Annotated in this window: 17 protein-coding genes; 7 read left to right on the forward strand and 10 right to left on the reverse strand. The window is 66.0% G+C overall.

Features of this window, described 5'->3' with window-relative positions; genetic code table 11:
* Window position 1 precedes the first annotated feature (1 nt).
* The 4 genes from EST26_RS01110 to EST26_RS01125 are packed head-to-tail and all read right to left on the reverse strand — an operon-like array spanning window position 2 to window position 3,833.
* Window positions 2–940: a pseudouridine synthase gene (locus EST26_RS01110; protein WP_291064659.1), complete on the reverse strand. Its 939-nt coding sequence runs from the start codon at window positions 938–940 to the stop codon at window positions 2–4.
* A 24-nt stretch (window positions 941–964) separates the two neighbouring features.
* A complete protein-coding gene (gene trmB, locus EST26_RS01115) occupies window positions 965–1,714 on the reverse strand; it encodes a tRNA (guanosine(46)-N7)-methyltransferase TrmB (RefSeq protein ID WP_291064661.1) in 750 nt (249 codons plus the stop codon).
* A gap of 28 nt (window positions 1,715–1,742) precedes the next feature.
* The gene (gene gluQRS, locus EST26_RS01120) at window positions 1,743–2,669 is read right to left on the reverse strand and encodes a tRNA glutamyl-Q(34) synthetase GluQRS (RefSeq protein WP_291064663.1); all 927 of its coding nucleotides are present in this window, start codon (window positions 2,667–2,669) and stop codon (window positions 1,743–1,745) included.
* Window positions 2,670–2,690: 21 nt separating this feature from the next.
* Entirely contained in the window at window positions 2,691–3,833 is a 1,143-nt protein-coding gene (locus EST26_RS01125; RefSeq protein ID WP_291064665.1) for an FAD-dependent oxidoreductase, read from the reverse strand.
* Between the two features lie 463 nt (window positions 3,834–4,296).
* On the opposite strand from EST26_RS01125, the gene EST26_RS01130 reads away from it, so the two are divergent.
* From EST26_RS01130 to EST26_RS01140, 3 genes are read left to right on the forward strand one after another with little or no spacing between them, the layout of a single operon-like run.
* Entirely contained in the window at window positions 4,297–5,721 is a 1,425-nt protein-coding gene (locus EST26_RS01130; RefSeq protein WP_291064667.1) for an efflux transporter outer membrane subunit, read from the forward strand.
* A complete protein-coding gene (locus tag EST26_RS01135) occupies window positions 5,718–6,848 on the forward strand; it encodes an efflux RND transporter periplasmic adaptor subunit (protein WP_291064669.1) in 1,131 nt (376 codons plus the stop codon). The genes EST26_RS01130 and EST26_RS01135 overlap by 4 nt, the downstream gene beginning before the upstream one ends.
* 13 nt (window positions 6,849–6,861) lie before the next feature.
* Window positions 6,862–10,032 carry an efflux RND transporter permease subunit gene (locus EST26_RS01140; protein WP_291064821.1) on the forward strand — a complete coding sequence of 1,057 codons (3,171 nt, stop codon included), beginning with the start codon at window positions 6,862–6,864 and terminating at the stop codon, window positions 10,030–10,032.
* A gap of 11 nt (window positions 10,033–10,043) precedes the next feature.
* Here the strand turns inward: EST26_RS01140 and EST26_RS01145 are convergent, their stop codons facing one another.
* From EST26_RS01145 to mfd, 3 genes are read right to left on the reverse strand one after another with little or no spacing between them, the layout of a single operon-like run.
* Window positions 10,044–12,728 (reverse strand): [protein-PII] uridylyltransferase, encoded by a 2,685-nt coding sequence (locus tag EST26_RS01145; RefSeq protein ID WP_291064671.1) that lies wholly within the window; start codon window positions 12,726–12,728, stop codon window positions 10,044–10,046.
* The gene (gene map / locus EST26_RS01150; RefSeq protein ID WP_291064673.1) at window positions 12,728–13,645 is read right to left on the reverse strand and encodes a type I methionyl aminopeptidase; all 918 of its coding nucleotides are present in this window, start codon (window positions 13,643–13,645) and stop codon (window positions 12,728–12,730) included. Before map ends, EST26_RS01145 begins: the two co-directional genes overlap by 1 nt.
* Before the next feature lie 41 nt (window positions 13,646–13,686).
* Window positions 13,687–17,208 (reverse strand): transcription-repair coupling factor, encoded by a 3,522-nt coding sequence (gene mfd / locus EST26_RS01155; RefSeq protein ID WP_291064675.1) that lies wholly within the window; start codon window positions 17,206–17,208, stop codon window positions 13,687–13,689.
* 97 nt (window positions 17,209–17,305) lie between these two features.
* Here mfd and ispD point away from each other — a divergent pair, with 97 nt between their 5' ends.
* Window positions 17,306–18,028 (forward strand): 2-C-methyl-D-erythritol 4-phosphate cytidylyltransferase, encoded by a 723-nt coding sequence (gene ispD, locus EST26_RS01160; RefSeq protein WP_291064676.1) that lies wholly within the window; start codon window positions 17,306–17,308, stop codon window positions 18,026–18,028.
* On the forward strand, window positions 18,025–18,564 hold the full coding sequence (gene ispF, locus EST26_RS01165; protein ID WP_291064678.1) for a 2-C-methyl-D-erythritol 2,4-cyclodiphosphate synthase: 540 nt from the start codon (window positions 18,025–18,027) through the stop codon (window positions 18,562–18,564). The genes ispD and ispF overlap by 4 nt, the downstream gene beginning before the upstream one ends.
* Here ispF and EST26_RS01170 read toward each other — a convergent pair.
* Both EST26_RS01170 and ompR read right to left on the reverse strand, forming a co-directional pair.
* Complete coding sequence (locus EST26_RS01170) at window positions 18,542–19,942, reverse strand: sensor histidine kinase (RefSeq protein WP_291064680.1); 1,401 nt, start codon at window positions 19,940–19,942, stop codon at window positions 18,542–18,544. The two genes, ispF and EST26_RS01170, sit on opposite strands and share 23 nt — an antisense overlap.
* Window positions 19,942–20,673 (reverse strand): two-component system response regulator OmpR, encoded by a 732-nt coding sequence (gene ompR / locus EST26_RS01175; protein WP_291064682.1) that lies wholly within the window; start codon window positions 20,671–20,673, stop codon window positions 19,942–19,944. The genes EST26_RS01170 and ompR overlap by 1 nt, the downstream gene beginning before the upstream one ends.
* A 164-nt stretch (window positions 20,674–20,837) precedes the next feature.
* On the opposite strand from ompR, the gene EST26_RS01180 reads away from it, so the two are divergent.
* Entirely contained in the window at window positions 20,838–21,134 is a 297-nt protein-coding gene (locus tag EST26_RS01180) for a hypothetical protein (protein WP_291064684.1), read from the forward strand.
* The gene (locus EST26_RS01185; protein WP_291064686.1) at window positions 21,131–21,883 is read left to right on the forward strand and encodes an SIMPL domain-containing protein; all 753 of its coding nucleotides are present in this window, start codon (window positions 21,131–21,133) and stop codon (window positions 21,881–21,883) included. Before EST26_RS01180 ends, EST26_RS01185 begins: the two co-directional genes overlap by 4 nt.
* A 56-nt stretch (window positions 21,884–21,939) precedes the next feature.
* On the opposite strand, the gene EST26_RS01190 is transcribed toward EST26_RS01185, so the two are convergent.
* Window positions 21,940–24,219: an NADP-dependent malic enzyme gene (locus EST26_RS01190; protein WP_291064688.1), complete on the reverse strand. Its 2,280-nt coding sequence runs from the start codon at window positions 24,217–24,219 to the stop codon at window positions 21,940–21,942.
* Window positions 24,220–24,242 lie beyond the last annotated feature (23 nt).

The raw sequence follows: 24,242 nt of genomic DNA on the forward strand, positions 1-24,242 counted from the left end.
GTTATGCCGCCGCCGGCCAGTCCAATTGGCGCTGGCTGACGAAGCGACGCGCCTGTCCGCTGATCGGGTCGGTAAAGGCGATTTGCTGCGCCAGCAGGCGCAGCGGCTGGGAAAAATCTTCCGTCTCGTCGGGCCCGCGCAGCACGCGCGGGTAAAACTGGTCGCCCACGATAGGCAGACCCAGCGCGTTCATGTGCACGCGCAGTTGGTGGCGCTTGCCGGTGCGCGGTTCGAGCCGGTAGCTCGCCCAAGCGCTGCGCTGCTCCAGCAGGCTGATGCGGGTTTCGCTGTTGTATTCGCCCTCGACTTCTATCATGCGGAAAAATGAGCCCGTGTCTTGCACCAGACGGCTGCGCCGCAGCAGGGGTTGCTGCAGCTCGGCCGCGTAGGCCGCCAGCGCCAGGTAGTCCTTGTCCACCGCGCGCTGGCGAAACAGCGCCTGGTAGGCGGCGCGGTCTTGCGGGCGCACGCAAAACAGCACCAGTCCGGCGGTTTCTCGGTCGATGCGGTGGATCGGGCTGAGCGACTCTATGCCCAGTCGGCGCTTGAGCCGCACCAGCAGACTTTGCTGCAGGTAGCGCCCGCCGGGCGTGACCGGCAGAAAGTGCGGCTTGTCGACCACCACCAGGCGCTCGTCCTGGTGCAGCAGCAGCTCTTCAAACGGCAGCGCCGGCTCGGCGTCGAGTTGGCGGTAGTAATAGACCCGCGTGTTTGGCCGGTACGGCGCCAGCGGCGCCAGCGCCTGCCCGTCCTGATCCAGCACGTCGCCTTGCGCCAGCCGCCGCAACCACGTGGCGCGGTCCACCTTGGGCAGGCGTTGCACCAGAAAATCCAGCAAGCTGGCCCAGACTGGCGGAACGGGTTGTGGCGGCAGCGCCACGCAACTGGGCGACACACCGGCACGCGCGCCGATCTGTGCAGGGCGGGGCGCTCGTGCCATGGCTGGCGGGGGCTGCTCAGCCTCTCAGTGGCGCCGAAACACCAAGTCCCAGACGCCGTGGCCGAGTTTGAGTCCGCGGTTCTCAAACTTGGTCAAGGGCCGGTAGGCCGGTTTGGGCACATAGCCGTCGCCAGCGGGCGCGGCCGTGTTGTACAGCAGCTCTTGGGCCTGCAGCACGTCGAGCATGTGCTGCGCATAAGGCTGCCAGTCGGTCGCCAGGTGCAGGTAGCCGCCAGGTTTGAGGCGCGCGGCCAGCCGCTTGACCCAGGGCGCTTGAATCAGGCGGCGCTTGTGGTGTTTGGTTTTGTGCCAGGGGTCGGGGAAGAAAATATGCACACCGTCCAGGCTGCGGTCGTCCAGCATGTGTTCGAGCACCTCGACCGCGTCGTGCCGCAGGATGCGAATGTTCTCCAGCCCCTGTTCGCCCGCCAGTTTGAGCAGCGCGCCGACGCCGGGTTCGTGCACCTCGCAGCACAGAAAATTGTCTTGCGGGCGTTGGGCGGCAATGTGCGCGGTGGCCGCACCCATGCCAAAACCAATCTCCAGCACCAGCGGTGCGCTGCGACCAAACGCCGCCGTGGCGTCAAAACCACCGGGTGCGTAGTCGAGCAAAAAGCGCGCGCCGTAGGCCAAGTAGGCGCGCGCCTGCGCCTGCGTGGTGCGCCCGGCGCGCAGCACGTAAGACTTGACCAGCCGCCGGTGCGGCAGTTGCGCCACAACGGCTGGGGCGCACGGGTCGTTGGCAGGGCAGGGGGCTGGGGTGTGCGGGGTCATGGCAGGGTGGCAGACGAGGTGCTGGATTTTAGGGCTGCTGCTGCGCTGCGGGTGGCGTTTGTGCGCATTCCAGTCGGCGGCGCCAGGCTTGGACCCAGACCGCCTGCGCCTGCACCAGTGTGCCGCTGACCGCAGGCAGGCCCAGGCGCTGCGCGGCTTGGTTGAGCGCGGCCAGCGGGTCGGACAGGTCCAGCGCCTGCGCGCCGTTTTGTTTGCTGAGTTTTTCGCCGTTGGCGCCCAGCACCAGCGGCGTGTGCAGGTAGCGCGGCCTAGGCAGGCCGAGGGCTTGTTGCAGCAGCAACTGGCGCGGGGTGTTGTCGGCCAGGTCTTGCCCGCGCACCACGTGCGTGATGCCTTGTGCGGCGTCGTCAACCACCACCGCCAGTTGGTAGGCCCACAGGCCGTCGGCGCGCTGGAGCACAAAGTCGCCCACTTCAGCGGCGACGTTTTGCGTCTGTGGCCCGAGGCGGCGGTCGGTCCACGCCACCATGGCCGTGGCCGGATCCACCTGCAAGCGCCAGGCGCGTGCCGGTTTGCCGCGCAGGCCTGCGTTTTCTGGCCGGCAGGTGCCCGGGTAGACGGCCGCTTGGTGGCGCGCGCGCGGCGCGCCCCGAGCGGGCTGCGCGGCCTCAATCTGTTGGCGCGAACAGCCGCAGGGGTAGGCCTGGCCGCTGGCCACCAGTTGTTGCAAGGCGCACCGGTAGTGCGCGTTGCGTTGCGACTGCCAACACACCGGCTCATCGCTGTGCAGGCCGCAGGCGGCGAGCTGTTGCACTATCAAACGGTCGACACCGGGTACGCAGCGCGGATGGTCGATGTCTTCAATGCGTACCAGCCAGATGCCGCCCTGGGCGCGCGCGTCGAGCCAGCTCGCCAGCGCCGCCAGCAGCGAGCCGGCGTGCAGCGCACCGGTGGGCGAGGGGGCGAAGCGGCCGCGGTAGCCGGCCTGGGTCATGGCTGCCTAGCCTGCCGTTTCTCAGCCCTGCGCCCGCGCGAGTTCGTGGCCGGAGATGAAGGCGTCTTCGACCCGGTGGCCCAGACACCAGTCGCCGCACAAACCCAGACCGAGCTCCGAGTCGAACAAAAAGGGTTGGCCCAGTGGCAACTGAGTTTGTGCAAAGCGCCAGCGGTGTACCTGCGCGTAGCCCGGGTTGGCGTGCATGCCGGTGACTTCGGCAAAGGCTTTTTGCAGCTTGGCTTTGACGCGTTCGGCGTCGTCTTCCAGGTGTTCGGCCGACCAGGCGGGGTTGGCCTGTACGGTCCAGCGTTCGGTCGACTCGCGGCCGGGTTTGCTGTTTTCGCGTGCCAGCCAAGAGATGCGGTGGTGCGTGCTGCGTGCGGCGTTCCAGTGTGGCCCCAGGTGCGGCAGACCGGGCTGCATGGCGTTGGGGTAAGCCAGTAGCAGCGTCCAGCAAGGCGCCACCTGCACCGCTGTCAGGCGCTGGCGCAGCGCGGGCGCCAGGCCCGAGGCCAGCAACAGATCATTCGCCTGAATGTGCGGCAGCGCCAGCAGCACACGGTCAAAACCGCTCAGCAGCGCTTGGCCGCCCTGTGCGTCTTCGCTGCGCAACTGCCACTGCGCCGCGTGGCCTGGGTCGCGTTCGATGTGGGTGACTCGGGTTTGCAAGCGGGTTTTGGCCGCAAGATTGCCGTTCAGTTCGGGCTCGAGCAGCGGCTGCGCCCAGTAGGTCACCAGCGCGTTCATGCCGGGTTTGGCCACGTAATGGGGCTCGGTGGGGGGTGGGGCGCTGGCATGCACGCGGCCGTGTTCGTCGAGCACGCGCACCGAGCTGGCGCTCCAGGGGCGCACCAGCTCTTGTGCGCTTTGCAATGCCTGCTTGAAACGCTCGTCGCGCGCGGTGAAGTACTGGGCGCCATGATCAAAGCCCCCAAATTCGGTCTGGCGGGTGGCCATGCGGCCACCAAAACCAGCGCTTTTCTCCAGCAACGTGACGCGGTGGCCTGCTTGAACCAAGGTGCGGGCGCAAGCCACGCCGGCCATGCCCGCGCCGACCACGGCGAAGTGCCAGCGCGTGGCAGCAGGTGTTGCGGACCAGTCGCTGGACGGTGCGCCCTGGGCTGGCGGCGTTTCGGTGCGGGTGTGTTGGCCTGGGTTCATGACTTGGAGTGGGGTCGGAGGGTGGGTTTTTGCGCTCGTCGGATGACTGTAGCAGCCGGTGCGCCCGGGTCTGCCATATTTTGCTCCGCCGCACTGACTTTTGGCTGCTCGCCAGGAGCTGATCGATGGCTGGCACGCTCTATGGGTTCGACCCGGTGCAGTCTTGAAGTCCGTTCGGGCCGAGCCTGTTCAAGCCCTTCGACCGGCTCAGGGCGAACGGTTGAGACTTCGCCGGGCCGGATCCATCGCAGGGTTGCGCCCGGGCGGGCCTGTTCTGTGCGCCCGTTGAACCTTCATCGGATCGCAGCCAGCGTCATGGATGTATTCGTTGCGCTGCGTCAACCGGGTGCCGGGGGTGTTGGCGTCGGCTGCCAAGGGCTCTTTGTAAACGCACTCGACAAGCAAAGTCCGAGAAGCTCTTAGAATCAGCCGGTCATTACATCCCAGCGAAATGCTGCTTTCTATGAAGCGATTGATCGCTGCGCTGGCTGGGCTTGCCCTGTTGGGCGCTTGCAGCGTGACCCCGCCACCGGCTCTTGCACCGCCGGATGTGCCTGCCGCCTGGTACGCACCGCCGCTGCCGCACCAGGGCAGCACGGCGCAACTGGCTGCCTGGTGGAGCCACATCGATGACCCGGTGCTGTCTGACTGGCTGGCGCGCGCGCAGGCACAAAGCCCCAGCGTGGCGGCCGCGCGGGCGCAGGTCTTTGCGGCCCGCACCCAGCGCCTGGGCGTGCAGGTGCAGACCGGCCCGCAGGCGGCGCTGGCGCTCGGGCTGAGCCGCGCACAGAATGAAGCCAGGCAGCCGGCTGCCAGCTTGGTGGGTGCGGGCTTGCAGGTGTCGTGGGTCATCGACCTCTGGGGCGGCAAGCAGGCCCAGCGCGAGCGCGCTGCGGCCCAGCAAGAAGCTGCCCACGCCAACTGGCACCAGGCCCGGGTGCTGGTGGCGGCCGAACTGGCGCAACTGTATTTTGCCCAGCGCATGTGCCGCGAGCAATTGGCGCTGGCCGCGCACGAGCGCGATTCGCGCGCGCTGACCGAGCGCAGCAGCGACCTGAGCGCGCGCGCCGGTCTGAGCTCGGCAGCGACCAGCGCGCTCGAGCGCGCGGCCAGCGCGCACAGCGCGGTGCGCTGGGCGCAGCAGGCCGAGCAGTGCGAGCGTCAGATCAAATCCTTGGTCGCACTCACCGGCGTGCCCGAGCCGCAGTTGCGCCGCCAACTCCAGACCGCTCCCGAGCTGCAAGAGCTGCTGGCGTCAGACCGCCTGGAGCACTTGCTGGCGGTGCAAGCGGTGCCAGCCGATGTGATTCGCCAACGTCCCGACGTCTACCGAGCGCAGCACGAGCTGCTGGCCGCCGGGGCCGCCGTCGGCGTGGCGCGCGCGCTTTTGAAGCCAAATCTGTCATTTTCCGGCCAACTGCTGCGCAATCACCGCTCGAGCGCAGGATTGGAGCAGAGCTTTAACACCTGGGCCATTGGCCCTTTGTCGCTGAGCCTGCCCTTGATCGGGCGCGAGGCGTTGCACGCCGGCACCGACAGCGCGCAGGCTCAGTACCAGGCGGCGGCGCTGACGTATGCAGCCACGCTGCGTCAGGCGGTGGCTGAGGTGGAACAGTCTTTGCTGGCGCTGGCCAGTTTGCGTGAGCGCGGCGCCGCCAACGCCCGTGCGCTGGCGGCTTACAACGAAGCGCTGCACGCGGCCCAAGCGCGCTGGCGCGCTGGCCTGGCCAACCTGGCTGAGCTGGAGCAGGCGCGCCGCCTGCAACTGAGTGCCCACAGCAGCGTGCTGGCGCTGCAACAAGAACGCATCAACGCCTGGATCGATCTCTACGTCGCCCTGGGTGGCGGTTTCGATCCTTCGGAAAGTCCCATCGCCCCGACCTCATGAACCTCGAAGCTGCACACAAACCCCCGCGCAAGCGCTGGCTCTGGGTGGTCGGCGCGCTGGCCGCGCTGCTGCTGTTGCTGCTCTGGCTGATCGTTCAACGGCCGAGTGCGCAGGTGCAGGTCAGCGCAGACGCGCCAGCCCAAGTCCCGGTGGCCCTGACGGTGACGGTTGCCCGGCCGCACAGCGTCTTGCTGCCGATTCGCTTGCAGGCCAACGGCAACATCAGCGCCTGGCAAGAAGCCAGCGTGGGCGCCGAGGTCGGGGGTTTGCAACTGACGGCGGTCAAGGCCAACGTGGGCGACGTGGTGCAAAAAGGCCAGGTGTTGGCCACATTGGCCAGTGAGACCTTGCGCGCGGAGGTCTTGCAACACCGTGCCCGGCTGTTGCAGGCCCAGGCCCAGTACGAAAACGCCCAGGCCGACGCGGCGCGCGCGCGCTCGATCCAGGACAGCGGGGCCTTGTCGGACTCCCAGGAGGCGCAGTTTTTTCTGCAGGAAAAGCTGGCCCACGCGCAGCGTGAACTGGCGCAGGCTGCTTTGAGCACGGCCGAGCTGCGGCTGACGCAAACCCAGGTGCGGGCGCCGGACGGCGGCGTGATTGCGGCGCGCAGCGCCAGCGTGGGCGCAGTGGTCGGCAGCGGGCAGGAGCTGTTTCGTTTGCTGCGTCAAAGCCGCATGGAGTGGCGCGCCGAGCTCACTGCGGCTGAAATGGCCCGCATCCGCCTGGGCCAGCAGGTCTTGCTGACCTTGCCGACCGGGCTCGAGATCAGTGGATCGGTGCGCGCCATCGCCCCTGCAGCCGACCCGCAAACGCGCAACATTCTGGTCTTCGTCGACTTGCCCCGGCATGCCCAGCTCAAGGCCGGCACCTTTGCACGCGGCTGGTTTGAGATCGGTCAGAGCCAGGCGCTGACGGTGCCCAGCGAAGCCGTCGTGCTGCGCGACGGCCACAGCCATGTGTTCGTGCTCGACGCGCAAAACCAGGTCAGCCAGCGCAAGGTGCAGACGGGCCGGCGCGTCGGCGAGCAGATTGAATTGCTGGCGGGTTTGCAGCCCGACGAGACGGTGGCGGTGCGCGGGGCCGGTTTTCTGAACCCGTCCGACCGGGTTCGGGTGGTGGCGCAGTGAGGACCACCGAATGATGAACGTTTCCGCCTGGTCGATCCGCAACCCGATTGCGGCTGCGATGCTGTTCTTCTTGCTCATGCTGGCCGGGCTGTACTCGTTCCAGCAGATGAAGGTGCAGAACTTCCCCGATCTGGATGTGCCCAACATCACCGTGGTGGCCACCTTGCCAGGGGCGTCGCCCAATCAGCTCGAAAACGACGTCGCGCGCGTGCTCGAAAACAGCATGGCTGCGCTGCAAGGCATCCGCAATATCTACACCCAGGTGCAAGACGGCGTGGTTTCTATCACGGCCGAATTCCGGCTGGAACGAGACAGCCAGGAAGCGCTGGACGACGTGCGTTCGGCGGTGGCCAAAGTGCGCGGCGACCTGCCCAGCGATCTGCAAGAGCCGATCATCAACAAGGTCGATCTGGCCGGCATGCCGGTGCTGGCCTACGCCGTCGCGTCCGACACCCTGGATGCCGAGGCGCTGTCTTGGTTTATCGACAATGACATCGAGCGCTTGCTGATGACGGTACGCGGCGTCGGCGCGATCAACCGCGTCGGTGGCGTCGAGCGCCAGGTGCAGGTGCAGCTCGATCCGCTCAAGTTGCAGGCGCTGGGCGTCACGGCAGCCGACATTTCACGCCAGTTGGCGCGGGTGCAAATCGAGCGTGCGGGTGGTCGCGCCGACCTGGGCGGCAGCCAGCAGCCGCTGCGCACCGTCGCCAGCCTGCAGTCGGCGCAGGAGCTGGCCGGGCTCGAGCTGGCGCTGCCCGATGGGCGCAACATCCGGCTCGATCAGATCGCCCGGGTCGTCGACACGGTGGCCGAGCCGACGGCGGCGGCGTTTCTCAACGGCCAGCCGGTGGTGGGCTTCGAGGTGGTGCGCAGTCGCGGCGCCAGCGAAGTGGAAGTGGGCGCCGGCGTGCGCGCCAAGCTGAGCCAATTGCAGCTCGACCGGCCCGACCTGCACATCACCGAGTCGTTCGACTTCGTCACCCCGGTGCAGGAAGAGTTCGACGGATCCATGCTGCTGTTCTACGAAGGGGCGCTGCTGGCGGTGTTGGTGATCTGGCTGTTTCTGCGCGACTGGCGCGCCACCGTGGTGGCGGCGATCGCGCTGCCGCTGTCGGCCATTGCGGCCTTCATTGGCATGCATTACCTGGGCTTTAGCATCAACGTGGTGACCATGCTGGCCATGTCGCTGGTGATTGGGGTGCTGGTCGACGACGCCATCGTCGAGGTGGAAAACATCGTGCGCCACATGCGAATGGGCAAGACGCCGTACCGCGCGGCGATGGAGGCGGCAGACGAAATCGGGCTGGCGGTCATTGCCACCACCTTCACCTTGATTGCGGTGTTTCTGCCCACCGCCTTCATGCCGGGCATACCAGGCAAGTTTTTCCAGCAATTCGGCTGGACCGCTGCGCTGGCGGTGTTTGCCTCGCTGGTGGTGGCGCGCGCGCTCACGCCCATGATGGCGGCCTATATGCTGCGGCCGTTCGTGCAAACCGCTGCGCGCCCGCTCTGGGCGCGCAAAAGCGTGCTGCGCGAGCGCGTCTGGCTCTGGCTGAACCCGCAGCAAGAGCCCCGGTGGCTAGACAGCTACCAGCTCTGGGCCGCCTGGTGCATCCGGCACCGCTGGGTCACCATGATCAGCGCCGGGGCATTTTTCATTGCTTCGGTCATGCTCATTCCGCTGCTGCCGCAGGGTTTTATTCCACCTGATGACAACTCGCAAACGCAGATTTTCATCGAGCTGCCGCCGGGGGCGACGCTGGCGCAAACGGTGCAGGCCGCCGAACGCGCGCGACTGCTGGTGGCAGCCGTGCCGCACGTGCGCTCGATCTACACCACCATAGGTTCGGGCGCGGCGGGCACCGATCCGTTTGCGCCGCCGGGGGCGGCCGAGTCGCGCAAGGCGGCGCTGACGATTCAGCTTGACCCGCGCGAGCTGCGACCGCGCAAGCAGGTGATCGAAAACCAGTTGCGCCTGGCCATGATTGAGTTGCCCGGTGTGCGCAGCCGGGTCGGCCTGGGCGGCACCGGGGAGCGCTACATTCTCACCCTCAGCGGTGCCGACCCGCTGGCCTTGCACAGTGCGGCGACGCAAATCGAGCGCGAGCTGCGCGGCATCGCCGGCGTCGCCGCCGTGCAGTCCAGCGCCGCGCTGGTGCGCACCGAAATCATCGTCACCCCCGATCTGGCGCGCGCAGCCGAACGGGGCGTGACCAGCAGCGCCATTGCCGAGACCTTGCGCATCGCCACCGTGGGCGATTTTGACGCCGCGCTGGCCAAGATGAACCTGCCGCAGAGGCAAATTCCAATTGTTGTCAAGCTCGACCCGGCGGCGCGGCAAGACCTGGGCGTGCTCGAACGCCTGAGCGTGCCGGGCGCACGCGGCCCGGTGCTGCTGACCCAGGTCGCTACGCTGAGCTACGGTGGCGGCCCGGCCGTCATCAGCCGCTTCAACCGCTCGCGCAACATCAACTTCGAAGTCGAGCTGGCCGGCATTGCGCTGGGCGACATGAAGACCGCCGTCGATGCGCTGCCCAGCATCCGCAATCTGCCGCCGGGCGTGCAGGTGCTGGAGGTGGGCGACGCCGAGGTGCAGGCCGAATTGTTCGCCAGCTTTGCGCTGGCCATGCTGACTGGCGTGCTGTGCATTTACGTCGTGCTGGTGCTGTTGTTCAAAACCTTTTTGCATCCGGTGACGATTCTGGCCGCGCTGCCGCTGTCGCTCGGCGGTGCGTTCGTCGCCTTGTTGCTGACCAACAAGAGCTTTTCCATGCCTTCACTGATTGGCCTGGTGATGTTGATGGGCATTGCGACCAAGAACTCGATTCTGCTGGTCGATTACGCCATCGAGGCGCAGCGTCGGCACGGCATGGAACGGCTGCAAGCCATCCTGGATGCCTGCCACAAGCGCGCGCGCCCCATCATCATGACCAGCATTGCCATGGGCGCGGGCATGCTGCCGATTGCGGTCGGCTGGGGTGCGGCTGATGCCAGCTTCCGCTCGCCGATGGCGGTGGCGGTGATCGGCGGCCTGATCACCTCGACGCTGCTGAGTCTGCTGGTGATACCGGCGCTCTACACCATCGTCGACGATTTTTCTCTGTGGCTCAAACGTGTCTTTGGTCGTTTGCTCGCACCCAAGGCGGCGCCCGACCCGGTGCCCACGCCAGAGCTGGCGCCTTGAGGTGTTTGCGTTCAAGCGGCCAGCACGGCCAGCAATTCGGTCTCTATTTCAATCTGGCGCTTGTTGACCTGCAGCGGCGCGCCGCTGATCAAAAAGGTGTCTTCGACCCGTTCGCCCAGCGTGCTCACTTTGGCCAGCTCGACGCTGACGCTGTGGCGCGCCAGCACGCGCGCCATGCCGTAGAGCAAGCCGGTGCGGTCGCTGGCCGAGACGCTGAGCAACCAGCGCTGGGCTTTTTCGTCTGGTTGCAAGTCCACCCGTGGTGCAATCGGAAAGCTCTTGACGCGGCGCGACAGCCGGCTCTTGCCGGGTTCTGGCAGTGGGCCGCGTTGGTCTATGGTTCGAGCCAACTGGCTCTCGACCATCGCAATCAGCTCCCGGTAGTGTTCGGCCAGGGTGGGCGCGATGACCTGAAAGGTATCGAGTGCCTGGCCGTCCAGCGTGGTGTGGATGCGCGCGTCCTGGATGCCAAATCCGGCGTTGTCAAAGTAGCCGCAGATGCGAGCGAACAGGTCGCTCTGGTCGCTGGCGTACACCAGCACCTGCAGGCCCTCGCCCTCGGGCCACAGGCGGGCGCGCACGATGCTGGGCTTGAGTCCGGCCGCTGCGTCGGCGCTGGGCACTGATGGGCTGGGCCGGGCTTGGTGCGCCAACTGGCGCGTCAAGACCCGGGTGTGCCAGGCAATTTCGTCCGCCTGGTGGCGCATGAAGTAGCTCAGGTCCAGCGTATCCCACAGGGCCTTGTGCGCCTGGTGCGGCAGGGCGTGCAGCGCCAGCAGCGTCAGCGCTTCGCGCTTGCGCGCCTCGATCTCGGTGTCCGGGTCGGGCGCGCGCCCACCCAGCGTGCGCAGCGTGCCGTGGTACAGGTTTTCCAGCAGCTTGCCTTTCCAGGCGTTCCAGACTTTCGGGCTGGTGCCGCGGATGTCGGCCACCGTCAGCAGGTAGAGCGCGGTGAGATTGCGCTCGTTGCCGACGTGCTTGGCAAAGGCTTGGATCACGTCCGGGTCGCTGAGGTCTTGCTTTTGTGCGACGCGGCTCATGCTCAGGTGCTGCGCCACCAGAAATTCGATCAGTTGCGCGTCGGCGCGGGCGATGCCGTGTTGGCGGCAAAAGTGGCGCACGTAGCGCGCCCCGAGCTCGGAGTGGTCGCCACCGCGCCCTTTGGCGATGTCGTGGAACAGGGCGGCGATGTAGAGAACCCAGGGTTTGTCCCAGCCGGCCGCCAGTTGCGAGCAGAACGGGTATTCGTGCGCGTGCTCGGCGATGAAGAAACGGCGCATATTGCGCAACACCATCAGGATGTGCTGATCGACCGTGTAGACGTGAAACAGGTCATGCTGCATCTGACCGACCGTGTGGCGAAACGCCCACAGGGTGCGTCCAAGCACCGAGGTCTGGTTCATCAGCCGCAGCACGCGGGTGATGCCTTCGGGGTGTTGCAGAATGCGCAGCAAGCAAGCGCGGTTGACCGGGTCGGCGCGAAAGCGCGCGTTCATCAGCGTGCGCGCATGGTAGAGCGCGCGCAGCGTGCGCGCTGACAGCCCCTTGATGCCGGCGCTGGTCTGGTAGAGGTGAAAAGTCTCCAGGATCGCGTGCGCTTGCTGCTGGTACAGGTCGTCGCTGGCGACTTCGAGCAGGCCGTTGTTGTCCAGAAAGCGCGGATTCAGTGCGCGCATTTGCCGCGCCTGCTCGGGTTGTCCCGCCAGCCGCTCCTCGATGTTGAGCAGCAAAATCTGGTTCAACTGCGTCACCGCCTTGGCGGCCCAGTAGTAGCGCTTCATCAGCACTTCGCTGGCGCGCTTGAGTGGCTGTCGAGCTGGCGTCGCTGGGGGTGTGGCGCCGCTCGACGCTGTGTTGAGCAGGCCAAACGATTCGGCCAGCGCATGTTGCAAATCGAAGACCAGCCGGTCTTCACGCCGCTGCGCCAGCAGGTGCAGTCGGGCGCGAATCAGACCCAGCAGCGCTTCGTTGGTCTTGATCTGGCGCGCTTCCAGCGGCGTGGCCAGTCCCCGGGTGACCAACTCGTCCCACGTTTGCCCGAGGCCGGCTGCCTTGGCCACCCACAAAATCACCTGCAGGTCGCGCAGACCGCCGGGCGACTCCTTGCAATTGGGCTCCAGCGCGTAAGGCGTGCTTTCAAATTTCTGGTGCCGCTGGCGCTGCTCCAAGGTCTTGGCAACGAAAAATGCGCGCGGGTCCATGGCCTGCTTGAGATCGGCCACCAGTGCGTCGAAGGACTGCTGACTGCCGCAGATCAGCCGGCATTCGAGCAAGGCGGTCTGTACCGTGACGTCGCGTGTGGCCTCGGCTTGGCACTCGCTGCGGCTGCGCACGCTCGATCCGATCTCCAGGCCGATGTCCCAGCAGCCGCCGATGAAGCGCTCGATGCGGGCTTTCAGTTCGGCGTCGCGTTCGGGTTGACTGTCCTCGGGCAGCAGCAGCAGCAAGTCGACGTCGGAGTGCGGAAACAGTTCGCCCCGACCATAGCCGCCGACCGCGATCAGGGCGCAGTCAGGCGCAAACCCGGCCTGTTGCCAGAGCGTGCGCAAGCTCTGGTCGCACAATTGCGAGAGTTTGTGCAGCACGCTGCGCAAGCCCCGGCTGCTGCTGCTGGGGCGGCTGAGCTGTTGCAGCAGCGCCGCTTTGCGCTCCTGGTGCGAACGCCGCAGCGGCGCCAGGTCAACCGGCGGGTCCATCAGGCCAGCGTCGGGCATCGCCAGGCCGGCTCAGGGGGCGAGGCAGGCCGCGCCCCGCTAGGGGCCGCAGCCGAATCGCCAAGCGGCAACCCAGCCGTGGCGGCTGCTGCGGGCACGAAGGCCGGCGCGGCCGGGCTGCCGGCCGAGAGCGTCAGCACCTCATAGCCCGACTCGGTCACCAGCACCGTGTGCTCCCACTGCGCCGACAGCGACCGGTCTTTGGTGACGATGGTCCAGCCGTCGCTCAGTTCCTTGATGTCGCGCCGCCCGGCGTTGATCATGGGCTCGATGGTGAAGGTCATGCCGGGTTTGAGTTCGTCCAGCGTGCCGGGGCGGCCGTAATGCAAGACCTGCGGCTCTTCGTGGAACTTCTGGCCGATGCCGTGGCCACAGAATTCCCGCACCACCGAATAGCCCTGCGCTTCGGCGAAGGACTGGATTGCGTGACCGATGTCGCCCAGGTGCAGGCCGGGACGCACCAGCAAAATGCCTTTCCACATCGCTTCATAGGTGATTTGGCACAGGCGGCGGGCAGCAATCGAGCAGGCGCTCTCGCCGCCGACCAAAAACATGCGGCTGGTGTCACCGTGCCAGCCGTCCTTGATGACGGTGATGTCGATGTTGACGATATCGCCTTTTTTCAGCGCCTTGTCGTTCGGAATGCCGTGGCAGACCTGCTGGTTGATCGAGGTGCAGATGCTCTTGGGGTAGGGGTTGTTGCCGGACGGCGCGTAATTCAGCGGCGCCGGAATGGCGTCTTGAACCTGGACGATGTAGTCGTGCGCGAGGCGGTCGAGCGCGTTGGTGCTGACGCCCGGCTGCACGTGTGGCATCAGGTAGTCCAGCACTTGTGCAGCCAGGCGACCGGCCTGGCGCATGCCGCTGATGCCGGCTTGGTCTTTGTAGGTGATGCTCATGGCCGCTGATTATCCGGGATTGCCGAAATTTCGGCCTGGCATCAGGCTTGTGGCGGCCCGAGCGCGCGCAGCACCTCGCGCACCCCCTGGGCGCGTTCGCGCGCTTGCGCCAGGGCGCGTTCGATGCGCAGCTTTTCGTTGCCGACCAGTTTGATGTGGCGGTTTTTTTGCAGCAGCTCGACCACGCGCAGTGGCGCCAGCGGCGCGTCGGGTTTGAAGGTGATGTGCGTCACCTGCGGCGTGGCGTCTATCTTGAGCACGCCGTAGGGTGTGCTCAAGACGCGCAGCCGGTGCACGTCGATCAGCGTTTGCGCCTGCACCGGCAGCTTGCCAAAGCGGTCGACGATCTCTTCCAGCAGCGCGTCGATTTGCTGGGCGTTCTTGGCGCTGGCGAGTTTTTTGTAGAACGACAGCCGCAGGTGCACGTCGCCGCAGTAGTCACTTGGCAGCAATGCGGGGGCGTGCAGGTTGATGTCGGCGCTGGCGCTCAGGGGCGCGAGCAGGTCGGGCTCGCGCCCGGCCTTGAGCGCACGCACCGCCTCGCCCAGCATGTCGTTGTAGAGCTGGAAGCCGACTTCGAGCATGTTGCCGCTTTGGTTCTCGCCCAGCACCTCACCCGCGCCGCGAATCTCCAGATCGTGCATGGCCAGATAAAAACCGCTGCCGAGTTCTTCCATTTGCTGGATCGCATCGAGCCGCTGCGCCGCCTGTTTGCTCAGGCCCTGGGTGTCGGGCACCATCAGGTAGGCGTAGGCTTGGTGGTGGCTGCGACCGACGCGCCCGCGCAACTGGTGCAGTTGTGCCAGGCCAAACTTGTCGGCCCGGCTGATGACGATGGTGTTGGCGCTGGGCACGTCGATGCCGGTCTCGATGATGGTCGAGCACAGCAGCAGGTTGTGGCGCTGCGCCACAAAGTCGCGCATCACGCGCTCGAGTTCGCGCTCGGGCAGTTGGCCGTGCGCGATGGCAATGCGGGCCTCGGGCAACAGTTGTTCGAGTTGCTGGCGCCGGTTCTCGATCGTCTCTACCTCGTTGTGCAGAAAATAGACTTGTCCGCCACGTTTCAATTCGCGCAACACCGCTTCTCGAATCACGCCGCTGCCCTCGTTGCGCACAAAGGTCTTGATCGCCAGCCGACGCTGCGGCGCGGTGGCGATGACGCTGAGGTCGCGCAGACCTTCGAGCGCCATGCCCAGTGTGCGCGGAATCGGCGTTGCGGTCAGTGTGAGCACGTCAACCTCGGCGCGCAGCGCCTTCATCGCCTCTTTGTGGCGCACGCCAAAGCGGTGCTCCTCGTCGATGATGAGCAGGCCCAGGTCTTTGAACTTGGTTTTCTCGCTCAGCAGTTTGTGCGTGCCGACGACGATGTCGATCGAACCATCGGCCAGGCCCAAGAGCGCGGCCCTGATCTCTTTGGGCGAGCGAAAGCGGCTCATCTCGGCCACTTTGATCGGCCACTTGGCCAGCCGGTCGTTCAGGGTCTGGAAATGCTGTTCGGCCAGCAGCGTGGTGGGGGCCAAGAATGCCACCTGCCGTCCACCGGTGACGGCGACGAAAGCGGCGCGCAGTGCCACTTCGGTCTTGCCAAAACCCACGTCGCCGCAGATCAGCCGGTCCATGGGGCGCGGGCTGACCATGTCCTGTAGCACGGCTTGGATGGCGGCGTGCTGGTCGGCGGTTTCCTCGAAGCCGAAGTCGTTCGCAAACAGCTCGTAGTCCGGCGCGGAAAAGCGAAACGCGTGGCCGCTGCGCGCGGCGCGCCGGGCGTAGATGTTGAGCAACTCGGCGGCGGCGTCGCGCACCTGTTCGGCCGCCTTGCGCTTGGCTTTTTCCCACTGGCCGCTGCCCAGTCGGTGCAGCGGCGCTTCGTCGGCGCTGACGCCGCTGTAGCGGCCAATCAGTTGCAACTGGCTCACCGGCACGTACAACACCGCCAAGTCGGCGTACTCCAGGTGCAAAAACTCCATCAGCGCGGGTGAGCCGTCGGCGTTTTTGTCGCCCATCTCCAGGTTGACCAGGCCGCGGTAGCGTCCAATGCCGTGCGCGCTGTGTACCACCGGGTCGCCCAGCTTGAGTTCGCTCAGGTCTTTGATCAGCGCTTCGAGGTCGCTGGCCTGCTCTTGCTTTTTACGCCGCCGCACGCTGGTTGCGCTGGCAAACAGCTCGGTCTCGGTGACGAAGTCAATGCCTTGTTCGAGCCAGGAAAATCCGGCGCCAAGCGCGGCGCAGGCAATGCCAGTGGACTGCGTGCTGGTCTGGAATTGGGCCAGGGAGGCAAAGCTGGGTGGGTTCAGGCCGCTGGCGCGCAAAAAGTCCAGCAGGCTCTCGCGCCGGCCCTCGCTCTCGGCCAGCAGCAGCACGCGCCGCGCGCCCTGGCGCATGTGCTCTTGCAGGCGCGCCAGCGGTTCGGCGCCGGCGCGCTGCACCGCCAGGTCGGGCAGGGAGCCAAATTCAGCCCAGTCGGTTCGGCCTCCATCCGTTCGCCCTGAGCTTGTCGAAGGGCTGGCGAGGGCTGCGACAGGCTCAGGGAGAGCCGTCTTGAGGGCGAGTTGCGCGTGCGCGTTGGCGCAGGTGTAGAACTGCTCGGCGCTGAGAAACAGGCTTTGCGGCGGCAGCACCGGTCGTTGCGGGTCGCTGCGCAGCAGGCGGTAGCGCTCCTGGGTGTCCTGCCAAAAGCGTTGGAAGGCGGATTCTATATCGCCGTGTAGCACCACGGTGGCGGCGCTGCCCAGGTAGTCGAACACGGTGGCGGTGGCGTCGAAAAACAGCGGCAGGTAATACTCGATACCGGCCGTTGCCACGCCTTGGCCTATGTCTTTGTACATGCGGCTCTTGGTCGGGTCGCCGTCGAGCAGTTCGCGCCAGCGGCTGCGAAATTTGGCGCGTGCGGCTTCGTCCAGCGGAAATTCGCGCCCCGGCAGCAGCCGCAGCTCGGGCACCGCTTGCAGGCTGCGCTGGCTGTCGGGGTCAAAGCTGCGGATGCTGTCGATTTCGTCATCGAACAAATCGACCCGGTACGGCAGCGGGCTGCCCATCGGAAACAGGTCGATCAGGCCGCCGCGCACTGCGTATTCGCCCGGGCTGACGACCTGCGTGACGTGCTGGTAGCCCGCCAAGCTGAGCTGCGCCTTCAGTTTGGCTTCGTTGAGTTTTTGCTTGACTCGGAAGGCAAAGGTGTAGCCGGCCAGAAACGCCGGCGGAGCCAGCCGGTACAGCGCGGTGGTGGCCGCCAGCAGCACCACGTCGGCGCCGCCGTCGTTCTCGTGTTGCTGGATACGCCAGAGCGCGGCCAGTCGCTCGGAAATCAGGTCTTGGTGCGGCGAAAAACTGTCGTAGGGCAGGGTCTCCCAGTCGGGAAACAGCGCGCAGCGCAGTTCGGGGGCAAAAAAGGCCAGCTCGTCGAGCAGGCGTTGGGCGTCGCTGGCGTCGGCGCAGACGATGGCGGTGCGCCGTCCTGCGGCGCATTCGCGCGCAGCCAGTTGCGCCAGCAGCAAGGCGTCGGCCGAGCCACAGGGGCGCGTCAGGCTAAAGCGTTTGCCGGGAGCGAGTTTGGGGAGTTGCATGCAAAGCTTGGTGGGGCGACTGACGCAGCGCCAGCCGGGCACACGCCCCGGCTGGCGCCGAGGGTGCGAGCGCTCGATTCTAAAATGCGGCGCAACCATGACCGATTCGTCCGCTGCCATCGCCCTGCCTGCCACGCCCCGCTGCCACGTGTTGCTGCCCTGCGCGGGCAGCGGCTTGCGCGCGGGAACGGCGCTGGCCAAACAGTATCAGCCGCTGGCTGGTGTGCCGCTGGTGCTGCACACGCTGGCGGCTTTTTTGGCTGTGCCACGCATAGACAAACACCTGCTGGTGCTGGCGCCGGGGGACGTTTTTTTCAGCGTCGCGCCGCCCGGTGCGCTGCTGGCGCACTGCGGCGGTGCCAGTCGGGCCGAGAGCGTTTGCAAGGGCTTGCGCACTTTGCTGGAATGGGGCGTGCCAGCGAGTGACTGGGTGTTGGTGCACGACGCTGCACGCTGCCTGGTGCGGCCGGATCAAATCAACGCCTTGCTCGACGCCTGCTGGAGCGACCCGGTCGGCGGTTTGCTGGCGCTGCCCTTGCCCGACACCCTCAAGCTCGAGCGTGACGGCCGCGTCGCCAGCACGCTCGAGCGTGCCGACAAGTGGCTGGCGCAGACGCCGCAGATGTTTCGCCTGGGCGTGCTGCACGCTGCCTTGGCGGCGCAGACGGACAGCGGCTTTGCCGGCATCACCGACGAGGCCAGCGCGATCGAGCGGCTCGGCCTGCGCCCGCGCCTGGTCGTGGGCAGCGCGCAAAACTTCAAAGTCACCTACCCGGATGACTTTGCCCTGGCCGAGGCCATTCTGAGGAGCCGTTCATGAGTGCCAGTGCATTGAGCTTGCCGCGCCTTCGCATCGGACAGGGCTGGGACGTGCATGCCCTGGTGCCGGGGCGTGCGCTGATCATCGGCGGCGTGCGCATACCGCACCGGCTTGGCTTGCTCGGTCATTCCGACGCCGATGTGTTGCTGCACGCCGTCACCGACGCCTTGCTCGGGGCGGCTGCGCTCGGCGATATCGGCCGCCATTTTCCTGATACCGATGTCCGTTTTCGCGCCGCCGATTCCAGCCTCTTGCTGGTCGAGGCGGCGCGGCGCGTGCGCGCCGCGGGCTGGGAGATCGGCAACGTAGACAGCACCGTAATCGCCCAGGCGCCCCGGCTGGCGGGCCACATCGGCGCCATGTGCGAGAACCTCGCGCGCAGCCTGGGCTTGCGGCTCGATCAGGTCAACGTCAAAGCCAAAACCGCCGAGCGGCTCGGGCCGCTCGGGCAGGGCCTGGCCATCGAGGCGCAGGCGGTGGTGTTGTTGCTTGGAGCTCCAGCCGCCGCCGCTCTCAGCTCGACTTGCGCAGTTTGATGTGGGCTGCCAGCCCGCCGGTGCTGCTGTTGGCCAGCGCAAAACGCCCGCCCATGCGGGCAACGGCGCGCTCGACGATGGCCAGCCCCAGGCCGGTGCCAGAGGCTTCGGTGCGCGCGGCGTTGCCGCGAAAAAAGGGCTGCGTCAACCGCTCCAGCAGGTCGGGACTGACGCCCTGGCCGTGGTCGCGCAGCTTGATCAGCACCCAGTTGTCCTTGGTCTGGGCGGCAATTTCGACCTGGGCGATGCCGCTTATCGGATTCTTGCCGTAGCGCTGGGCGTTTTCCAGCAGATTGGCGAAAACGCGCTGCAGTTCCACCGCGTCGCCAGCCACCCGGGTGGACGCCGGAATGCTGGTGCTGACTTGAAGGGTCGGGTCGTTGCCGAGTGGGGCCAGCGCCGCGTCTATCACTTGGTTCAGGTTGACGCACTGTGGCTCGAAGTGGTCGGGCCGCGCGTAGTCGAGAAACTTGTCGATGATGGCGTTGACCTGCGCGATGTCGGCCACCATGTGCTCGCGCGCCTGCGGGTCGGCCACGCTCATTTCGGTCTCTAGCCGCAGACGTGAGAGCGGCGTGCGCAAATCGTGCGAAATGCCCGCCAGCATGAGCGCGCGGTCTTGCTCGATCTTGCTCAGGCTTTGCGCCATGCGGTTGAAGCCGACGTTGACTTCCCGGATTTCGCTCGTCGCCACGGACTCGTTGAGTTGGCTGGACTGAAAATCACCCTCGCGCACGCGCGCGGTGGCGAGCGAGAGTTTTTTCAATGGCCGGTTGATCAGGCCGGCAATCAGCGCTGCACCGGCGAGCGAAAACAACACCGCAGTGCCCAGCCAGATCAGCCAGGTGGCGCCGCCCACCGGCCCGATGCGCGAAGGGTCGGTCTGCAGCCAGTAGGAGTCACCGTCGATGCTAAAGCCGACCCACAGGCCGGGGATGTCGTTGACTGTGCGTGCCACCACCGTGTCGGGCCCGAGCCGGGCATGGAGCTTCTCGCTGATGCTGCGGCTGAAGGCGTCGGCGTCGTAGAGCTGGTAGCTGTCATCGGGCTCGCGCGGTGCGATTCGCACCCGTTCTTCATCGGCCAGGGTTTTCAGCAACGACACGCGGGCAATCGAATCCGAATGCACCAAGGCGGCGCGGCTGAGGTTGACCAAGGTGGCGAGTTGCTGCGCGCTGAGCAGCGCACGCGGCTCGAATTCAAGGGCGCGAAAGGTTTGTAGCCAGGCCACGGTGCTGGCCAGCAGCAGCATCGACAGCAGCAAAAACGTGCGCCAAAACAGGCTGACGCCGCGCCCCGGGCGCAGCGCCAGCGGCGCCGGCGCCGTCTCCAGCACAGCGGGATGGGTATCAAGCAGGACGCGCGAGTCTTTGTTCATCAATTCTTGCCGTCGGGGACAAACACGTAGCCCACGCCCCAGACGGTTTGCAGGTAACGCGGCGAGGCGGCGTCTTCCTCGATCAGCTTGCGCAGCCGTGAGACTTGCACGTCCAGGCTGCGGTCGAAGGGTTCGAACTCGCGCCCGCGCGCCAATTGCGCCAGCTTCTCGCGCGACAGCGGCTGGCGTGGGTGCCGCACCAGCGCCTTGAGCATGGCAAATTCACCGGTGGTCAAAGACAGGTCGACGCCGTCTTTGCGCAGCGTGCGCAGACCCAGGTCGAATTCGAACGGGCCGAATTTCACCAGCTCCTGATCCTGTGAGGGTGCACCGGGCACCTCGATCGGTGGACGACGGCGCAGCACGGCATGAATGCGGGCCAGCAATTCGCGTGGGTTGAAGGGCTTGCCCAGGTAGTCGTCGGCACCGACTTCCAGGCCAACGATGCGGTCCACGTCCTCACTTTTGGCGGTCAGCATGATGATGGGTGTGCGGTCGCCGTTGGCGCGCAGGCGGCGGCAGATCGACAGACCGTCCTCGCCAGGCATCATCAGATCGAGCACGATCAGATCGACCGCATCGCGCTGCAGCACCCGGTTGAGCGCCTTGCCGTCTTCGGCCAGGATGATTTCGAAGCCTTCTTGCACCAAGTAGCGGCGCAGCAGGTCGCGGATTCGGACGTCGTCGTCCAGCACCAAAATTTTGTTCGGGCGGGCATCGGTTTGTGGCATGGGAACAACTCCGGGTAGATGTAACAGTGGCCATTGTGGCGCCTTCAACTGCTTGACAGGGCAGCATTTTCGTCATCTTGACAGGCTGTTACGGATGTTTCCTGCGCCGTCCTCGTGGATCCTCGGGCTGCGCACACAATTAGCCCGATGCAAGGGAGAGCATGATGAACGCGTACTGGTCGGGCGGGGTTTTGTTGCTGATGCTGGGGCCGTCGTTGGCGGCTGCGCAGAGCGCTCAGGCGCAGGCCGATCTGGGCTTGGTCAAGGTGTTGCCGATTGCGATGGCCGACGAGACCGAGCGGTCGCGCGAACTGCTCTCGCTGCGCGATCTGCTGCGCCAGGCGCCCAACGAAGTGCAAGAGCCCCGCCAGCCGCACCGGCTCAGTCCCGCCGAGTTGCACAACCTGCGTGAACAGTTGCGCCATCATTCCCGCCAGCAAGTGGGGCACGACAAGCCATGAGCCGGACGACAGCCTTGTTCATGTGGTCGCGTGCGGCGCGCTATTCGGTGGCGCTGCTGGCGCTGTCGTCGCTGGTGGCTACAGGTGTCTGGGCCCAGCCGTCTGTCATGCCGACCGCTTCGGTCAACGTGGTGCACTTGAGCGCCAGCGGTTTGATGCAGGTGCCGCAGGACTGGTTGAGCATCAGCTTGAGCAGCACCAAAGAAGGGCCGGACGCGGTGCTGCTACAGCAGCAACTCAAACGGGCGTTGGACGCCGCGCTGGGCGTCGCGCGCGCGGCTGCACAGCCGCAACAACTCAATGTGCACAGCGGCCGCTTCAGCCTGTACCCGCGCTACGGTGGCAGGGGCCGCATTGCCGGTTGGCAAGGCACGGTGGAGTTGGTGCTCGAAGGACGCGATTTCTTGCGCATCAGCCAGACGGCAGGCCAGATCGAAACCCTGACGGTCAGTCAGGTGGTTTTTAGCTTGTCGCCGCGGGCGCAGCACAAAATCGAAGCCCAGGTGCAGGCGCTGGCGATCGAGCGCTTCCAGCGCCGTGCGACCGAGGTGGCGCGTGCCTTTGGCTTTGAACGCTTCACGCTGCAAGAAGTCTCGATCAGCAGCGCCGGCCAGGACGTGCCTGCGGTGCAGCCGCGCCTGCTGGCCATGCAGGCGCAGGCCGCCGTGGCAGAAGAAGCAGCGTTGCCGGTGCAGGCCGGCCAGAGCTTGGTGACGGTGACGGTTTCGGGTTCGATTCAATTGCGCTGAGCGCGCGCGTGTTTTTTTTCGATCCCCTTGGCGTTTTCACCAGCCGGTGGGAGTGACTACTGCCCAGCGGCCGCCAGCGCGGTCATGTTGAGCACCCGGCGCACCGTGGCCGCCGGGGTCAGGATGTAGGCGCGGGCGGCTGCACCCAGCAGCATCGGCCCGACTGTGACGCCGCCGCTGGTGGTGGTCTTGAGCACGTTGTAGAGAATGTTGGCCGCGTCCAGGTTGGGGCAGATCAGTAAATTGGCCGCGCCCGACAGGGTGCTTTCGCTCAGGTAGCTGAGCCGAATCTCCTCTTGCAGCGCGGCGTCGCCGTGCAGTTCACCGTCGCACTCGATCTCGGGGTGCTGGGCGCGGAACAAATCGCGCGCCGCCCGCATTTTGAGCGCCGACGCGCGCTTGGACGAGCCGAAGCTGGAGTGCGACAAAAACGCCACTTTGGGCGACAGGCCAAAACGCTGCACCTGCTGCGCCGCCATCGAGGCGATTTCGGCCAACTGTTCGGCGTTCGGGTCTTCGTTGACGTAGGTGTCGGCAATGAACAGTGTGCCCTGGCTGGTCATGATGGCGTTGAGGGCGGCGTAGTTGCTGACCCCGGGTTGCTTGCCCAGGATGCTGTCAATGCGCTCCAGGTGCGTCATGTAGCTGCCGACCAGGCCGCAGATCATTGCATCGGCCTCGCCCAGCGAGACCATCAGCGAGCCGATGATGGTGTTGGAGCGCCGCACCGCCGCTTTGGCGACTTCGGGTGTGGCGCCCTGACGGCACAGCAGCCGGTGATATTGCTCCCAATACTGACGAAAGCGGGGGTCGTCCTCAGGGTTGACGTTTTGCACATCCAGGCCCAGGCGCAGGCGCAGGCCGGCTTTTTCTATGCGGGCCGCAATCACCGCCGGTCGCCCGATCAAAATGGGTTGCGCCAGTTGTTCATCGATCGCCATTTGCGCCGCGCGCAGCGCGCGTTCGTCTTCGCCATCGGCAAAGGCCACGCGCTTGGAGCCCATGGGTGCGGCCTTGGCGGCATGAAAGATCGGCTGCATCAGAATGCCGGTCTGGTAGACAAAGCGCGCCAGACTCTGCCGGTAGGCGTCCAGGTCGGCAATCGGGCGCGTGGCCACGCCCGATTCGGCCGCCGCCTGCGCCACAGCCGGCGCGATGCGCAAAATCAGGCGCGAGTCGAACGGTTTGGGAATCAGGTATTCCGGGCCGAAACTCAAGTCTTGTCCGGCGTAGGCGCTGGCCACTTCGTCGCTGGTTTCGCTCTTGGCCAGTTCGGCAATCTGACGCACGCAGGCCAGCTTCATGGCGGCGGTGATTTTGCTGGCGCCGCAGTCGAGCGCGCCGCGGAAAATGTAGGGAAAGCACAGGACGTTGTTGACCTGGTTCGGGTAGTCGCTGCGTCCGGTGGCGATGATGCAGTCGGGCCGCACGGCCTTGGCCAATTCCGGGCGGATTTCCGGCTCGGGGTTGGCCAGCGCCAATATGAGGGGGCGCTCGGCCATGGTCTTGAGCATTTCCGCGCTCAGCACGCCGGGCGCCGAGCAGCCCAAAAAGACGTCGGCACCAGCTACCGCATCGGCCAGCGTGCGCCGGCTGGTGCGCTGGGCATAAGGCGCTTTCGATGCATCAAAGCCGCCCGGTCTGCCCTCGTAGACCACGCCCTTGGAGTCGCAGACAACAATGTTGCTGCGCGCCACACCAAGATCAACCATCAAGTCCAGGCAGGCCAGCGCGGCCGCACCCGCGCCCGAGACCGCCAGTTTGACCGCAGCGATGGGCTTGCCGACCAGTTCCAGGCCGTTGAGCAAGGCGGCCGCCGAGATGATGGCGGTGCCGTGTTGGTCGTCGTGAAAGACCGGAATGCCCATGCGCTGGCTCAGCTTTTCCTCGATGTAGAAACACTCGGGCGCCTTGATGTCCTCCAGATTGATGCCGCCCAGCGTGGGTTCGAGCGCGGCAATGATCTCGACCAGTTTGTCTGGGTCTTTTTCGTTGATTTCGATATCGAATACGTCGATGCCGGCAAACTTCTTGAACAAACAGCCCTTGCCCTCCATCACCGGCTTGCTCGCCAGCGGCCCGATGTCACCCAGGCCCAGCACGGCGGTGCCGTTGGTTACCACGCCGACCAGGTTGGCGCGCGCGGTGTAGTCGGCCGCCAGCGCCGGGTCGGCCTCGATGGCCAGACAAGGGTAAGCCACCCCGGGCGAGTAGGCCAGCGAGAGATCGCGCTGGTTCGACAGTGGCTTGGTCGGGTTGATTGAAATTTTGCCCCGGGTCGGCCAGCGGTGGTAGTCCAGTGCGGCGTCGCGCAGGGCTTGTTCGGCAGGTGTCATATCGGTCTCATGAAAGCAGTCTT

Source organism: Hydrogenophaga sp. (genome assembly GCF_014773545.1).
Lineage (GTDB): Bacteria > Pseudomonadota > Gammaproteobacteria > Burkholderiales > Burkholderiaceae_C > Hydrogenophaga.

Excerpts from the sequence above, each read along its gene's own strand:
- EST26_RS01110 (WP_291064659.1), bottom strand. The coding sequence starts at position 940 with ATGGCACGAGCGCCCCGCCCTGCACAGATCGGCGCGCGTGCCGGTGTG.
- trmB (WP_291064661.1), bottom strand. The coding sequence starts at position 1,714 with ATGACCCCGCACACCCCAGCCCCCTGCCCTGCCAACGACCCGTGCGCC.
- gluQRS (WP_291064663.1), bottom strand. The coding sequence starts at position 2,669 with ATGACCCAGGCCGGCTACCGCGGCCGCTTCGCCCCCTCGCCCACCGGT.
- EST26_RS01125 (WP_291064665.1), bottom strand. The coding sequence starts at position 3,833 with ATGAACCCAGGCCAACACACCCGCACCGAAACGCCGCCAGCCCAGGGC.
- EST26_RS01130 (WP_291064667.1), top strand. The coding sequence starts at position 4,297 with ATGAAGCGATTGATCGCTGCGCTGGCTGGGCTTGCCCTGTTGGGCGCT.
- EST26_RS01135 (WP_291064669.1), top strand. The coding sequence starts at position 5,718 with ATGAACCTCGAAGCTGCACACAAACCCCCGCGCAAGCGCTGGCTCTGG.
- EST26_RS01140 (WP_291064821.1), top strand. The coding sequence starts at position 6,862 with ATGAACGTTTCCGCCTGGTCGATCCGCAACCCGATTGCGGCTGCGATG.
- EST26_RS01145 (WP_291064671.1), bottom strand. The coding sequence starts at position 12,728 with ATGGACCCGCCGGTTGACCTGGCGCCGCTGCGGCGTTCGCACCAGGAG.
- map (WP_291064673.1), bottom strand. The coding sequence starts at position 13,645 with ATGAGCATCACCTACAAAGACCAAGCCGGCATCAGCGGCATGCGCCAG.
- mfd (WP_291064675.1), bottom strand. The coding sequence starts at position 17,208 with ATGCAACTCCCCAAACTCGCTCCCGGCAAACGCTTTAGCCTGACGCGC.
- ispD (WP_291064676.1), top strand. The coding sequence starts at position 17,306 with ATGACCGATTCGTCCGCTGCCATCGCCCTGCCTGCCACGCCCCGCTGC.
- ispF (WP_291064678.1), top strand. The coding sequence starts at position 18,025 with ATGAGTGCCAGTGCATTGAGCTTGCCGCGCCTTCGCATCGGACAGGGC.
- EST26_RS01170 (WP_291064680.1), bottom strand. The coding sequence starts at position 19,942 with ATGAACAAAGACTCGCGCGTCCTGCTTGATACCCATCCCGCTGTGCTG.
- ompR (WP_291064682.1), bottom strand. The coding sequence starts at position 20,673 with ATGCCACAAACCGATGCCCGCCCGAACAAAATTTTGGTGCTGGACGAC.
- EST26_RS01180 (WP_291064684.1), top strand. The coding sequence starts at position 20,838 with ATGAACGCGTACTGGTCGGGCGGGGTTTTGTTGCTGATGCTGGGGCCG.
- EST26_RS01185 (WP_291064686.1), top strand. The coding sequence starts at position 21,131 with ATGAGCCGGACGACAGCCTTGTTCATGTGGTCGCGTGCGGCGCGCTAT.
- EST26_RS01190 (WP_291064688.1), bottom strand. The coding sequence starts at position 24,219 with ATGACACCTGCCGAACAAGCCCTGCGCGACGCCGCACTGGACTACCAC.